Source organism: Rickettsia endosymbiont of Nabis limbatus (assembly GCF_965196655.1).
Classification (GTDB): Bacteria; Pseudomonadota; Alphaproteobacteria; order Rickettsiales; family Rickettsiaceae; genus Rickettsia.
This window is the reverse complement of sequence record NZ_OZ239771.1, coordinates 34,288-47,760: the sequence shown is the minus strand read 5'-3', so window position 1 is coordinate 47,760 and position 13,473 is coordinate 34,288. Positions and strand designations below refer to the sequence as shown.

Sequence of the window (13,473 nt, the reverse complement as noted above, 5' to 3'; positions counted from 1 at the left end):
TTTAATTCCCCGAAGGTCTGCTTCGTGATATACTAGATGCATGGAAGAAAGCAGTTATATACATAAAAGTGATAATGTCACAGTACTAATATATCATTTAGTAACACCGGCAAAGTATAGAAGAGTAATATTCAAAGAGGAACTAGACGATTATTTATGTAAAATTTGTGAGGACATAGAAGCTCGTTATGAAATTAGATTTTTGGAAATAGGAGTAGATAAAGATCATGTACATTTTTTACTACAGTCAATACCAATGTATAGCCCAACAAAAATAACTCAAATCATAAAAAGTATTACATCTAAGGAAATGTTTAAGAAATATCCAAATCTTAAAGAAAAATTATGGGGAAGTGAGTTTTGGAGTAAAGGATATTTTATGAGCACAGTATGTAAACATGGTGATGAGCGGAAATTACGTAATTATGTAAAAAATCAAGGTTCAGGCAAACCTTCTTATAAAGCATTTCAACAAAAACAGTTAAAACTTTTTGGATAGATACCTCGTAGCTCTGCTGCGAGGAGTATCATTAATACAAATAGTTAATATTAGCAAATGGGTAATTAAAGAAAGAGAGATTAATAAAAACGATGCTATTTCTTTAGGTAAATATAAAGGACTTGATTGTTATGGAATAATTAGCACAGATATAAAATGCGATAGTACTCAATATAATGAATTTATCAATGCGTTAGAAAAAGGTATAATTTACAAACAGCATGGAAATAATGGAGTTAAATTTCTTAAGGAAAATGCTGTTGAAATCAAAATTAATGGCGATAATCGTCTATATACAAACAAATTATATACTAATCCCCACGGTGAATTATTAATAAATTTTGATCATTTTGGTAATCATAAAGATGTAATGAAATTTGCTGGAGAGCATAATTTAGAATTTCATGAAGCTTTTTAACCTACTCAAAAGGTTGCCTTAGGTTAATAGCAGCAGACAGAGTTCCCTCGTCTAAATAGTCGAGTTCACCACCGATAGGTATGCCGCTAGCAAGGCGAGAGATTTTTGCAGGATGGTCTTTTAGATATTCCGTAATAAAATAAGCAGTAGTTTGTCCCTCTAAAGTAGAGTTAGTTGCGATAATCACTTCTTTAATATTTTCTTTAAAGCACCTGTCAAGTAGTTCTGGTAACCTCAAAATACTGGGGTTTTGTCTGCTAGCTGCTGATAAATTATGACCAAGCACATGGTATAGCCCTTTGAAATTACCACTACGCTCCATTGCCCATAATTCAGCAACAGTTTCAACGATTGCGATAACTGATTTATCTCGATACTCAGATGTACAAATGCCGCAAATATTTTCAGTATCCATATTACTGCAAACCTGACATTTTACTATTTTCTTATCTATTTCTATAAGATTATTGATAAGGGTTTTTAGTCTTACATCCTTGTCTTGCAATAAATATAATACTATACGTCTTGCTGATCTACTGCCAAGCCCAGGAAGCTTAGAAAATAGGTAAATTAACTGGTCTATCTCATTATTATCGTTCATATTAAGCCTTTATTACGATAGTTCCAGCTATTTTATCATGTAATGCTTGTTTCTGAGAAGAGAAAAGTATAAAGAAAATACCGACTGGAAATGTCATATATCCAAGGAATCGTTTAATTAACTGTTTAAGGGTCGGACGGTTAAAGTCGCTTGCGTCTACTATTCTCATACGCATAAATATTTTACCAATCGTCGCTCCTTTATAATACCAAAAACCTATAAAATATGAACCTATCACTGTTAAATTAATTAGTAAAATTGAAACATTAAATAAAATATATTTATTAAAATTTCCTGCTTTAAGATATTCATAAAATTCTTGGCTCATAACAGATTGAAGCACCTCGCTTTGATTATGTAAGTCAATATTATAGCTCTGGAAATAATCATTGTAGAAAAAAATCATTAGATAAAAGAAACAAAATTGTAGAATTGGGATTGCTATGAAAGCAAATAACGATAAATCAAGTGCCGTAGAAAAAATACGTGCTATAAAATCAGGATAGATAATTTGTTTTTTCATTGCTGATTGCTTTTATTTAGTGTTAAATATATTTATTTAGTTTTATACATTACAGTATTTATGGAACGATTTGAAGCATTTAGTTTATTATTTGTTGATAGTTTTGTCTCAAACTTAATCATCGGTTTTCAACGAGAATTAATTTTTCATTCTATGAAAGTGTTTGGTAACTATAGTTACTCTATAATGTTTGTAGTAGCTACTTGTGCTTCTCTTGGTGGTAATATAGTTAATTATATTTTTGGTAAATGTGCTTTAAATATTTTCTACTCTTCTAAAAATGAACAGAATATTTTGAGACATAAAAATTTAACACAACTTTTTTGTAAATATGAGCTATTTATACTTCTTCTAATGGCGTTTCCTTTTTGGGGAAGTTTTATTTCCTTATTTGCTGGTTTTTTTAGAACAAAATTTTCAAAATTTTTGGGGCTTGGTTGTTTAGCAAAAGCCTGCTATTATATTGCAGAACTATATATTATAATAGCCATGAAAAAATTAACCTCAGAAAACTCTCATAGACAGCAAAAAGTAGCAAGTATAATAAATGAAGCATTAATTGAGATTTTACATCGTGGTAAAATGCTTGATCCTAGACTTTACGATTGTCCTCTTACAATAACAAAAATTATAGTTACCGCTGATTTAAAAATAGCCAACTGCTATTTTCTACCTTTTAACACTAAACTAACGCCTCAAGAGATTACCGAAAGCCTAAATAATTCCAAAAGTGCTATCAGAAATTTCGTAACAAGCAAGATAAATATGAAATATTCACCTGATATAAGATTTCATTACGACCACGGATTTGACAATGCCTTAAAGGTAGAGCAGTTACTAAAGGATACTAATAATATATAATTATTAAAAATGAGATATATTTAGGGACTGTTGCGAGATGAGAGGGTAGCAGGTATAATAAAAAAATAAAAAATATGTTTATATGTCAGAGTATCAAATGCTAATGGTAAGTTTAGATGAGTTAGTAAATGCGGATCATCAATATCGTAAATTCAAAAGTTTATTCAAATTCAAAGCAGTTGAAGCTGAGTTATTAGCATTAGAATGCGAAGCTAATTATAAAGGATATGGTATAGAGAGGCTGTTTAAATGTTTGCTGCTACAATTTATGGAAGACTTATCTGATCGGGAATTAGAACGTTATTTAGCTGATAGCACAGCGGCGAAATGGTTTTGTAATTTTGCTCTTACAGAAAAGACACCTGATTATAGTGTATTTAGTAAAATACGTAAAAAAATAGGTACTAATTTACTATCAAAAATATTTACAAAATTCCGCGATCAACTACGAGTACAAGGCTATATGGGTGAAGTATTTACCTTTGTAGATGCTTCTCATTTAATCTCAAAAGCTAATCTCTGGGAGGAACGTGATAAACTAAGAGCACAAAAATATGATAAATTGAATAATGAGACTTTGCCTAAGGTTGCAAAGGATAAACAAGCCAAAATTGGCTGTAAGGGAGGGAATAAATTTTGGTATGGTTATAAAAAACATGTGAGTGTTGATATTCAATCAGGCATGATCAATAAGGTTGCAGTTACCCCTGCAAATGTTACCGATAGCAAAGGTTTTAAGCATGTTATGCCAAGTTCTGGTGCTACATATGTTGATAAAGGTTATTGTACAATCTCTACCAAGAATGCAGCAGCTAAAAAGGGAGTCCATCTTTGTGCAATAAAGAAAAATAATATGAAAGATAAGAATTTTGACCTTGATAAATATTATACGAAAATCAGAGCACCTTTCGAGATGGTATTTTCAAAAGATAATAAGCGGGTTAGATATATAGGAATTGCCAAAAATCAATTCTCCGAATTTATGAATGCCATATGTTTTAATTTAAAACGATTAGTGGTTTTAACAACTTTAATGGCTTAAAGAAATTTATTAATAAAAATTCTAACTCTGTAAACAAATCTCTATTAAATTACTACACTATTGAATAACATTTATCTCTATATTAAACAGAATTTCTTTTTTAAAATATTTATTACCTCCTTTCCTCTTATTTTACTATCAAAAATTATCTTTCAACGACCCCAAAATAATAAAGCCAAAATTAGGATTACTAGAACTCGCTAAGAGTCTTGGTAGCATATCATCAGCATGTAAAGCGATGTGATATAGCAGAGATAGTTATTACAGATTTAAAGAACTGTATGAAACTGGTGGTGAAGAAGCGTTGTATGAGATTAGCCGGAAGAAGCCAATAATAGCGAATAGAGTTGATCCAGCGATAGAGAAGGCAGTAATGGATATGGCAATAGAATATCCAGCATATGGACAGATTCGAGTATCAAATGAGCTTAAGAAGAGCGGTATACTTGTATCACCTGGAGGAGTGAGATCAATTTGGTTACGTAATGATTTAAACAATATCAATAAAAGGCTTAAAGCATTAGAAGCAAGGATGGCTCAGGATGGTATTGTACTTACTGAATCTCAGTTACAAGTACTAGAGAAACGACGTAGCGAAAAAGAAGCCCATGGCGAGATTGAGACACAGCATTCAGGTTATCTAGGATGCCAAGATACATATTATGTAGGAAATTTTAAGGGTATAGGTAAGGTTTATTCTCAGGTATTTATTGATAGCTATAGCAGAGTAGCTGATGCTAAACTATATACTGATAAAACAGCTTTAACTGCTGCTGATATGCTTAATGACCGCGTGTTACCATGGTATGAAACTCAAGGCATACCAATACTTCGTATTCTGACAGATTGTGGGTCAGAATATAAGGGAAATATAGAGCATCATGCTTTTGAATTATTTCTAAGTATCGAAGGTATAGAACATACTATTACTAAAGCATATTCTCCTCAAACAAATGGTATGTGTGAACGTTTTAATAAAACTATGAAACAAGAATTCTTTGATACAGCTATGCGGAAAAAGATCTACACTGATCTTGATGATTTACAATTAGATCTTGATATTTGGTTAGAGCATTTCAATAATGAGCGACCACATTCAGGAAAATATTGTTATGGTAAAACGCCTATGCAAACTTTTAAGGATAGTAAGAAATTAGCTATTGAAAAGAACAATGAAATCTTATATCTTGAATACTCATCTGACAGTCATAATTTATCAGATATTCAGATATAATTTTTATAGTGTCTGTAAGATCAAATCTTGACTTCTGCAAATAATTATGATCAATAATATTTTTACTAAAATATGTCTAGGAGTTTTAATAAGCGTTGCTGCTATTTATTTTGCTTATCAATATTACCAAGATAGTAAGCCAGTAATTACTATTTATGCAGACGAACTACCTACAAAAATAAAACCCTCTAAAGCAGAAGATATTATGTCGTCTGCGGTGCATAGTACTATATATGACAACCTTATTTCTAAAAATACCAACCTTAAAAATGCAAAACTTCTTCCTGAACCTGAAAAGCCTGTTAATATAAATTCACGCAATCAAAATGATGACCCTTTTGATATAGATTCTTCGGATGACATATCAAATCTGCTTTCTTTAATAGAACCAAATAATGCTTCACAAAAAGATGAGACAGATTTAAATATAATAAAACGTGATAAAGAAAGTACAGATAGCAATAAAAATATAAAAAGTTATAATAACCTTAATAGTTATAAAGTGCAGCTTGGTTCAGTAAAATCGGAAGCAGATGCAATAAATGAAGGTGAGAGAATAAAAAAGAAATTTCCAAAAATTCTAAAAAATGCTGTTATTACTACTCAAAAAGTTAAATGTGACGATGGAAAATTTTTCTATTTAATATTAGCCGGTAATTATGATAATCTGAGTCAAGCGAAAGCAGTCTGTAAGAAACTGGCACAGAATAAGCAAAGCTGTGTGTTGAAATAATAATACAAAATTGAAATTGAATAAATGTATCAAATGTGATACTATGTTTAATAATGTTCACACAAATTATGGTAATTTATGACAGCTAAAAGATTGTTAGTTTCTTTGGATGAAAAAACTTTTGATGACATTACAAATTTGGCAAAAATTAATAAATTATCTTCTTCTAAAATAGCAAAAAAGCTTATTATGGATAGTCTTGATCTAGAAGAAGATATGTATTTTTCAAGACTAGCAGATAAAAGATTGGAAGAAACTAAACATTGGATAAAGCACGAAGATTTTTGGAAATAATATGTATAATATTATTTATTCTGATCATGTTAAATTTAAAGATGCTCCAAGACTTTCTTCTCCTATCAGAATTATTATAAAGTCTGCTATTGATGAAAAACTACTTCTTGATCCAGTAAAGTTTGGCAAACCTTTAAGATATAACTTTAAAAATTGTCGTTCTTTAAGAGTAGGTGATTATAGAGTAATTTATCAGATCGAAGGTATTACTATTCAAATATTAACAATAGGACACCGCAAAGATTGTTACAATTATGAAAGAAGCTAATATAGAAAATATTGACTTTGGTAGTGCTTTATCTGAGCGTTATCTTGCTTATGCACTGTCAACGATTATGTCACGTTCACTTCCTGACGTACGTGATGGGTTAAAGCCTGTACATCGCAGATTATTGTACGCAATGTTGCAGCTAAGACTTGAACCGAATTTGGGCTATAAGAAATGTGCAAGGGTAGTCGGTGACGTAATTGGTAAATATCACCCACACGGTGACGTTGCGGTATATGATACTTTAGTGCGTCTTGCTCAACATTTTTCGCTCCGCTATCCTTTAATTGACGGACAGGGTAATTTTGGCTCTATCGATGGCGATAATGCGGCAGCAATGCGTTACACCGAATCACGTATGACGGAAATATGTACGCTTCTTATGGAAGATATCGACAAGGATACGGTAGATTTCCGCCCAACATATGACGATTCTGATTTAGAGCCGGTCATAATGCCGGCAAGCTTTCCGAATCTGCTTGCTAACGGCTCGGAGGGGATAGCGGTCGGTATGGCAACTAATATCCCACCGCATAATTTGCATGAGCTTTGCGATGCTTTAATGCATTTAATCGATCATCCAAAATCTGAAATTAGCGACATGATGAATTTCATTAAAGGACCTGATTTTCCGACTGGCGGTATAATTATTGATAAAACTGATGTTATCACTAGTGCCTATATGACGGGACGCGGTAGCTTTAGGGTAAGGGCTAGATGGGAAAAAGAAGAGCTAAGCTATGGTACTTATCAGATAGTTGTAACCGAAATACCTTATCAAGTTCAGAAGTCAAAGCTTATAGAGCAAATTGCGATATTACTTAAGGATAAAAAAATACCACTTGTTAGTAATATCAGGGATGAGTCAACTGATATTATCAGGCTTGTTATCGAGCCAAGAGATCGTAGCTGCGACCCGCAAATAGTGATGGAGTCTCTATTTAAGCTAACGAATTTAGAGAGCCGAATTCAGCTAAATATGAATGTCATCGGTAGTAATAACGTACCGAAAGTAATGAATATTTTAGAAGTTCTGCAAGAGTTCTTAAGCCATAGACAAAATATTATTACCCGTAGATCGACTTATCTTTTAAATAAAATAAAGCATCGTTTAGAAATTCTAGAAGGACTTAGAATAGCTTATCTAAACCTTGATGAGATTATTAAAATTATCCGTGAAGAGGATGAGCCAAAAGCGATAATGATTGAGCGGTTTAAACTAACCGAAATTCAGGTAGAGGCAATATTAAATACTCGCCTACGTTCGCTTCGTAAACTTGAAGAGCAAGAAATTATAGCTGAACATAGTAATTTGCAAAAGCAACAAGCAATACTTGAGGAAATCTTAAATAATCCAAAAGAGTTATGGAAAGTCGTCAAAAAAGAAATAAAAGCTGTGCAGGCTAAATTTGGCTTAAACACTGCGATAGGGGCAAGACGAACTAGTTTTGAAGAAGTGACACTGACGAATCAAGTAGTTGACATAACGGCTTTTATTACTAAAGAACCGATCACCATTATATGTTCAAAAATGGGATGGGTGCGTTCGCTAAAAGGTCATAATAATGATTTATCAAGTATTAAATATAAAGAGGGGGATGCAGAAAAGTTTATCTTAGAAGCTTACACAACCGATAAAATATTGATAATCAGCTCAGAGGGAAGATTTTTTACCCTCCTTGCCGATAATATTTCTAAAGGTAAAGGTACGGGTGAGTCTATAAAGCTACTTGTAGATATAGGCAATAATGATATTACTGAGATTTTAGTTTATAAATCTGACCAACTTTTATTACTTGCAAGTAGCATAGGTAAAGGGTTTGTTGTTAATTCAAACGAGGTAATGGCTCAAACAAAAACAGGTAAGCAAATTATGAATGTGCCAAGCGGTCATACATGTATAGCTTGTTTGCTAGTTAATGGTGATAGTGTTGCTTGCATTGGTGAAAGTCGTAAGCTTTTGGTGTTTAATCTCGACGAAATACCTGAAATGAAAAAGGGACAAGGCGTAACGCTGCAAAAGTTTAAAAATGCAAAGCTTTTAGATATTAAAATATTTAATAGGGAAGATGGCTTAAGCTGGAATAGTAACGGGAAAGTGAAACTTGAGAAGAATATTATTGCATTTTTAGGCAAACGAGGCAGCACCGGTAAATTACCACCTATGGGTTTTCCAAAAAATAATAGATTTAGTTAAATCATAGGCGTCATCTAGTCGTTAATTTATAATACTCACAATATTCTCTGATAGGGCAGATATCACAGTCGGGCTTTCTTGCTTTGCATATATATCTGCCGTGCAGAATTAACCAATGATGAGCATGGCTTAGCCATTTTCCATCAATAATTTGCAGTAGCTCTTTTTCCACTACTTCAGGAGTATTACCTTTAGCAAACCCTATTCTCTTCGCTACTCTAAATACATGCGTATCAACTGCCATTGTTGGTAAGCCAAATAAACAGTTTAACACAACATTTGCGGTTTTTCTTCCAACACCAGGCAATTTAACTAACTCCTCAAAGTTATTCGGTACTTTGCTGTTATAATTGCTTATTAATATTTGACATAAGGCAATAACATTTTTTGCTTTGCTATTAAATAACCCAATAGATTTTATGTTTTTTTTTAAACCCTCTTCACCAAGCCCTAAAATTTTTTCCGGTGTATCATAAATTTCAAACAAAGATTTAGTGGCTAAATTTACTGACACATCTGTTGCTTGAGCTGATAATATTACCGCTACTAATAAGGTAAAATCATTTTTATAAACTAACTCGGTTTTTGGGTTTTCGTTATTCTTACTAAAAACCTCAAAAATTTTATTAACTATCTGTGCTTGCATGGTGTATAATACTAAGAATAAATAATCTTATCTTATATATTAGGTTTTTAATGTCAGAAAATAAAAGTTTTAAATTTATAGAAAATGAAATAAAAAATAATAAAGTAGTGTTGTTCATGAAAGGCACTAAGGAAGCCCCTATGTGTGGATTTTCCGGTAGAGTAGTTGCTATTTTGACTAAGCTAGGAACGAAATTTCATAATATCGATGTTTTATCAGACCCTGAATTACGTGAGTCTTTAAAAGTTTTTAGTGATTGGTCAACATTCCCACAATTATATATTAATGGTGAATTAGTCGGAGGTTGCGATATCGTATCAGAATTATATAGTAGTGGTGAATTAGAAAAGATGCTGAAATAATATTTTCATACCGCAACTTGATTGCGGTATCTAGAAATAATTTAAAAAGATATTGCGATCAAGTCGCGGTATGTCGAATTTGAATCATGAACAAAAACTTTGAATATCCTGAAATAGCAAGTATAAAGCAGCCGGCAAAAAAATTAGTAGTATTACTGCACGGTGTTGGCTCAGATGGTCATGATCTAATAGGGTTAGTACCTTATATTAAAAATAATTTGCCTGATTGTCATTTTATTTCGCCGCACGGCATCGAGCCTTATGATATGACTCCATATGGCAGACAATGGTTTAGTTTGCAGGATCGTAACCCTGATATTATATCTAAGCTTCTTGTAAAAAATATTTCTAAGCTAGAAGATATAATAAAACAAAAACAAGAAGAACTAACTTTAACCAATAAAGATACGATAATTATTGGATTTTCGCAAGGCACTATGATCGGGCTATATTTAACTCTCATTCAGAAAGAGCCGTTTTATGCTACCATAGGTTTTTCAGGTGCATTAATTCCACCTGTTGAGATTAATAATAAACTTACGCCTATATGTTTGATTCATGGAGAGCTAGATGATGTGGTAAGCGTTAATGAAATGTATAACGCCTCGCACTATTTATCCAAATATCATATACCTCATAGCAGGCATAAATTAACTAGGCTTGCCCATTCAATAGATGGTAGAGGGATTGAGATCACTGTTAATTTTGTAAATGGATGTCATCGCAAACAGCCGTAAGCTGCGTGGCAATCTCAGAATTTTTTATTGTCATCCTGTTGTGCATTGCCCGCGTGGATCAAAAAACGTCCTCGGTGTCATACCGTGACTTGGGAACTAGATCCAGAAAATAATAAAAAATACTAATTTTATTAGTATTTTTAACTGGATCCCGTGAATAAATCACGGGATGACAGGAGTAGAATTGACTCATATCTATACAGGAATAACATAGGAATCATAAACAAGACCAAAAAATACATGAGGATAAATGAACATTTTTAATAACGAACTACAAGAAATAGATAAAGAAATTTATGAAATAATTAAGCATGAAAAAAACCGTCAAAATAGTGTGATTGAGCTTATTGCTTCGGAAAATTTCGTAAGCCCTGCGGTGCTTGAAGCTCAAGGATCAGTCCTGACTAATAAATATGCTGAAGGATATTCAGGTAAGCGTTTTTATAATGGCTGTGAAGAAGTAGACAAAGCTGAAAATTTGGCGATAGAACGAGCAAAAAAGCTATTTAACTGTAAATATGCCAACATGCAACCTCATTCAGGTTCGCAAGCAAATCAAGCCGTATATCTTGCTTTAATGCAGCCAGGCGATACTGTGCTTGGTATGTCCTTAGATAGCGGCGGACATTTAACACACGGCTCAGCTGCTAATATGTCAGGTAAGTGGTTTAATGCAGTTTCGTATAGTGTGGATAAAGAGACTTATTTAATTGATTATGACGAAGCTCTCCGTTTAGCGGTTTTACATAAGCCAAAATTGCTCATAGCCGGCTTTTCTGCATATCCACGCAACCTTGATTTTGCTAAATTCAGAGAGATAGCCGATAAGGTAGGGGCGTATCTCATGGCTGATATCGCTCATATTGCAGGGCTAGTTGCGGCAGGTGAGCATCAAAGCCCTATTCCGCACGCTCATATTGTTACTTCAACTACTCACAAAACGCTTAGAGGACCAAGGGGTGGTTTAATTTTGTCTAACGATGAAGAGATAGGCAAAAAAATAAATTCTGCTTTATTTCCTGGTCTGCAAGGTGGTCCATTAATGCATATAATAGCAGCAAAAGCTGTAGCATTTTTAGAAAGCTTGCAACCGGAATATAAAAGCTATATAAAACAAGTTATAAGTAATGCTAAGGCACTAGCTAATAGCTTGCAAGAGCGAGGATATGATATATTAACAGGTGGCACTGATAATCATATTGTGCTAGTGGATTTACGAAAAGACGGCATTACCGGTAAAATTGCTGCTAATTCTTTAGATAGAGCAGGTATTACTTGCAATAAAAATGCTATTCCTTTTGATGAAACTTCTCCTTTTATTACTTCAGGTATTAGGCTTGGTACACCAGCCTGCACTACTAGAGGATTTAAGGAAAAAGATTTTGTATTAGTTGGTCATTTAATAGCTGATATTTTAGATGGCTTAAAGAATAGCGAAGATAATAGCAAAGCCGATCAGAAAGTATTAAGCGAAGTAACAAAATTAATTAAATTATTTCCATTTTATGGCTGATTTAAAAAGACCTGATTGGATTAAGGTTAAAGCTCCTAATTCTTCAGAGTATTATAATACAAAAGATTTAATCAAAAATCTAAAATTAAATACTGTATGCGAGGAAGCTGCTTGCCCTAATATCGGTGAATGCTGGTCAAAAAAACATGCAACTGTGATGATTTTAGGCTCTGTCTGTACCAGAGCTTGCAGATTTTGTAACGTTAAAACCGGCAGACCGGATTTGCTTGACCCGCATGAACCGCAAAGGCTAGCTGAGGCAGTGCAAAAGCTAGGTCTTAAGCACGTGGTGATTACTTCGGTTGATCGTGATGATTTAGAAGACGGAGGAGCTACGCATTTTGCGGAGTGTATTAGTGAAATTCGTAAATCTTCACCAAATACCACAATCGAGATTTTAACACCTGACTTTTTAAGAAAAGATGGAGCGGCGGAAATAATAGCAAACGCAAAATCTGATATTTTTAACCATAATGTTGAGACTGTCCCGTCTTTATATAAAACAATTAGACCAGGTGCAAGATACTACAACTCTCTAAGCTTACTCCATAACATCAAGAAATTATCACCGGAAGTTTTTACAAAATCCGGTATGATGGTAGGGCTTGGAGAAGAAATCAGCGAAGTAGTACAAGTTATGGACGATTTAAGGGAGGCAAAGGTTGACTTCCTAACTATTGGGCAGTATCTGCAACCTACGAAGAATCATGCCAAAGTAGCAAAATATGTTACGCCCGAAGAATTTAAATATTTAGAGCGAGTAGCACGCACAAAAGGATTTTTGATGGTTTCTGCAAGCCCCCTAACCCGCTCTTCATACCATGCTGACAAGGATTTTGAAAAGTTAAAAGAAAATTATAGGCATCGTCATTCCGAGGAAAGGCGAAGCCTTGACGTGGCAATCTTATAAAACAGTATAAGTTCCTGAGATTGCTTCGTCAAAACTTACAGTTTTTTCTCGCAATGACGACAAAAATTATAAAATAATGATAAACGTAGAGATTATAAAAAACTACAATAAATGGCGTGAGCATAAGCAAATAAATAAGGCTTTGATTAAAAAAATTACTCAAAAAACCTTATCACAATTTGATAATTTTAGTGAAATAAAACAATTCGAACTATCGATTTTGCTAACAAATAACGAAGAAATATTGACCTTAAATAAGCAATTCCGTAATATAGAAAAAGCAACTAACGTTCTTTCTTTTCCTGCCAATGAATTAAATTGGCAAGATTTACGTTTTAGCGGTAATAAGATAGCATCTAGTAATCAGCCTATTATCCTTGAAAATTTAGGGGATTCTGATTATATGCATTTAGGGGATATAGCATTTTGCTATGATGTAATATATAATGAATCATACGAGCAACAAAAAACTTTTGAGAATCACTTTATTCACCTTTTAATACATAGTATTTTACATTTAATTGGATTCGATCATCAAAATGACACAGAAACAAATATCATGGAAAATCTAGAAATCGAAATATTAGCACATTTTGGTATATCCTCTCCCTATTTATTAACTAAATAAAAAAATT

16 protein-coding genes and 2 pseudogenes are annotated in these 13,473 nt (G+C 33.1%); 15 read left to right on the top strand and 3 right to left on the bottom strand.

Going from position 1 to position 13,473, the window contains the following annotated elements; all coding sequences use genetic code 11:
• Positions 1–40 precede the first annotated feature (40 nt).
• Both tnpA and ACOAL3_RS00290 read left to right on the top strand, forming a co-directional pair.
• On the top strand, positions 41–499 hold the full coding sequence (gene tnpA / locus ACOAL3_RS00295; protein WP_419234805.1) for an IS200/IS605 family transposase: 459 nt from the start codon (positions 41–43) through the stop codon (positions 497–499).
• On the top strand, positions 492–917 hold the full coding sequence (locus ACOAL3_RS00290) for a hypothetical protein (protein ID WP_419235081.1): 426 nt from the start codon (positions 492–494) through the stop codon (positions 915–917). The genes tnpA and ACOAL3_RS00290 overlap by 8 nt, the downstream gene beginning before the upstream one ends.
• 1 nt (position 918) lies before the next feature.
• Here ACOAL3_RS00290 and recR read toward each other — a convergent pair whose 3' ends face one another.
• Complete coding sequence (gene recR / locus ACOAL3_RS00285; protein WP_395476721.1) at positions 919–1,518, bottom strand: recombination mediator RecR; 600 nt, start codon at positions 1,516–1,518, stop codon at positions 919–921.
• 1 nt (position 1,519) lies between these two features.
• The gene (locus ACOAL3_RS00280) at positions 1,520–2,041 is read right to left on the bottom strand and encodes an RDD family protein (protein WP_395476720.1); all 522 of its coding nucleotides are present in this window, start codon (positions 2,039–2,041) and stop codon (positions 1,520–1,522) included.
• 60 nt (positions 2,042–2,101) lie between these two features.
• Between ACOAL3_RS00280 and ACOAL3_RS00275 the strand changes: the two are divergent.
• From ACOAL3_RS00275 to parC, 8 genes and pseudogenes are all read left to right on the top strand, one after another.
• Positions 2,102–2,521: pseudogene (locus tag ACOAL3_RS00275) on the top strand (YqaA family protein); the annotation flags it as partial.
• Between the two features lie 9 nt (positions 2,522–2,530).
• The gene (rbfA, locus tag ACOAL3_RS00270) at positions 2,531–2,902 is read left to right on the top strand and encodes a 30S ribosome-binding factor RbfA (RefSeq protein WP_419235661.1); all 372 of its coding nucleotides are present in this window, start codon (positions 2,531–2,533) and stop codon (positions 2,900–2,902) included.
• Positions 2,903–2,984: 82 nt separating this feature from the next.
• A complete protein-coding gene (locus tag ACOAL3_RS00265; protein ID WP_419234543.1) occupies positions 2,985–3,944 on the top strand; it encodes a transposase in 960 nt (319 codons plus the stop codon).
• Positions 3,945–4,110: 166 nt separating this feature from the next.
• Positions 4,111–5,178, top strand: a pseudogene (locus ACOAL3_RS00260) (IS481 family transposase).
• A gap of 46 nt (positions 5,179–5,224) precedes the next feature.
• Positions 5,225–5,911: an SPOR domain-containing protein gene (locus ACOAL3_RS00255; RefSeq protein ID WP_395476769.1), complete on the top strand. Its 687-nt coding sequence runs from the start codon at positions 5,225–5,227 to the stop codon at positions 5,909–5,911.
• Between the two features lie 105 nt (positions 5,912–6,016).
• Positions 6,017–6,205 carry a YlcI/YnfO family protein gene (locus tag ACOAL3_RS00250; protein ID WP_419235080.1) on the top strand — a complete coding sequence of 63 codons (189 nt, stop codon included), beginning with the start codon at positions 6,017–6,019 and terminating at the stop codon, positions 6,203–6,205.
• A 1-nt stretch (position 6,206) separates the two neighbouring features.
• On the top strand, positions 6,207–6,473 hold the full coding sequence (locus tag ACOAL3_RS00245; RefSeq protein ID WP_395476771.1) for a type II toxin-antitoxin system RelE family toxin: 267 nt from the start codon (positions 6,207–6,209) through the stop codon (positions 6,471–6,473).
• Positions 6,460–8,670 carry a DNA topoisomerase IV subunit A gene (gene parC, locus ACOAL3_RS00240; RefSeq protein WP_419235079.1) on the top strand — a complete coding sequence of 737 codons (2,211 nt, stop codon included), beginning with the start codon at positions 6,460–6,462 and terminating at the stop codon, positions 8,668–8,670. The genes ACOAL3_RS00245 and parC overlap by 14 nt, the downstream gene beginning before the upstream one ends.
• Before the next feature lie 10 nt (positions 8,671–8,680).
• Here the strand turns inward: parC and nth are convergent, their stop codons facing one another.
• Positions 8,681–9,316: an endonuclease III gene (gene nth / locus ACOAL3_RS00235; protein WP_395476773.1), complete on the bottom strand. Its 636-nt coding sequence runs from the start codon at positions 9,314–9,316 to the stop codon at positions 8,681–8,683.
• Between the two features lie 50 nt (positions 9,317–9,366).
• On the opposite strand from nth, the gene grxD reads away from it, so the two are divergent.
• The 5 genes from grxD to ybeY all read left to right on the top strand — a co-directional run bounded on the left by grxD (position 9,367) and on the right by ybeY (position 13,466).
• Positions 9,367–9,678 carry a Grx4 family monothiol glutaredoxin gene (grxD, locus tag ACOAL3_RS00230; RefSeq protein ID WP_395476775.1) on the top strand — a complete coding sequence of 104 codons (312 nt, stop codon included), beginning with the start codon at positions 9,367–9,369 and terminating at the stop codon, positions 9,676–9,678.
• A gap of 86 nt (positions 9,679–9,764) precedes the next feature.
• Positions 9,765–10,415, top strand: coding sequence for a dienelactone hydrolase family protein (locus ACOAL3_RS00225; RefSeq protein ID WP_419235078.1), 651 nt, complete (start codon positions 9,765–9,767; stop codon positions 10,413–10,415).
• A gap of 250 nt (positions 10,416–10,665) precedes the next feature.
• Positions 10,666–11,928, top strand: coding sequence for a serine hydroxymethyltransferase (gene glyA, locus ACOAL3_RS00220; protein WP_419235077.1), 1,263 nt, complete (start codon positions 10,666–10,668; stop codon positions 11,926–11,928).
• Positions 11,921–12,838: a lipoyl synthase gene (gene lipA / locus ACOAL3_RS00215; RefSeq protein WP_419235076.1), complete on the top strand. Its 918-nt coding sequence runs from the start codon at positions 11,921–11,923 to the stop codon at positions 12,836–12,838. Before glyA ends, lipA begins: the two co-directional genes overlap by 8 nt.
• Positions 12,839–12,914: 76 nt before the next feature.
• Positions 12,915–13,466 carry an rRNA maturation RNase YbeY gene (ybeY, locus tag ACOAL3_RS00210; RefSeq protein WP_395476779.1) on the top strand — a complete coding sequence of 184 codons (552 nt, stop codon included), beginning with the start codon at positions 12,915–12,917 and terminating at the stop codon, positions 13,464–13,466.
• Positions 13,467–13,473 lie beyond the last annotated feature (7 nt).

Coding starts and splice junctions, on each gene's coding strand:
- ACOAL3_RS00225 (WP_419235078.1), top strand. CDS start 9,765: ATGAACAAAAACTTTGAATATCCTGAAATAGCAAGTATAAAGCAGCCG.
- ACOAL3_RS00255 (WP_395476769.1), top strand. CDS start 5,225: ATGATCAATAATATTTTTACTAAAATATGTCTAGGAGTTTTAATAAGC.
- ACOAL3_RS00245 (WP_395476771.1), top strand. CDS start 6,207: ATGTATAATATTATTTATTCTGATCATGTTAAATTTAAAGATGCTCCA.
- ACOAL3_RS00280 (WP_395476720.1), bottom strand. CDS start 2,041: ATGAAAAAACAAATTATCTATCCTGATTTTATAGCACGTATTTTTTCT.
- parC (WP_419235079.1), top strand. CDS start 6,460: ATGAAAGAAGCTAATATAGAAAATATTGACTTTGGTAGTGCTTTATCT.
- tnpA (WP_419234805.1), top strand. CDS start 41: ATGGAAGAAAGCAGTTATATACATAAAAGTGATAATGTCACAGTACTA.
- grxD (WP_395476775.1), top strand. CDS start 9,367: ATGTCAGAAAATAAAAGTTTTAAATTTATAGAAAATGAAATAAAAAAT.
- lipA (WP_419235076.1), top strand. CDS start 11,921: ATGGCTGATTTAAAAAGACCTGATTGGATTAAGGTTAAAGCTCCTAAT.
- glyA (WP_419235077.1), top strand. CDS start 10,666: ATGAACATTTTTAATAACGAACTACAAGAAATAGATAAAGAAATTTAT.
- nth (WP_395476773.1), bottom strand. CDS start 9,316: ATGCAAGCACAGATAGTTAATAAAATTTTTGAGGTTTTTAGTAAGAAT.
- rbfA (WP_419235661.1), top strand. CDS start 2,531: ATGAAAAAATTAACCTCAGAAAACTCTCATAGACAGCAAAAAGTAGCA.
- ybeY (WP_395476779.1), top strand. CDS start 12,915: ATGATAAACGTAGAGATTATAAAAAACTACAATAAATGGCGTGAGCAT.
- ACOAL3_RS00265 (WP_419234543.1), top strand. CDS start 2,985: ATGTCAGAGTATCAAATGCTAATGGTAAGTTTAGATGAGTTAGTAAAT.
- recR (WP_395476721.1), bottom strand. CDS start 1,518: ATGAACGATAATAATGAGATAGACCAGTTAATTTACCTATTTTCTAAG.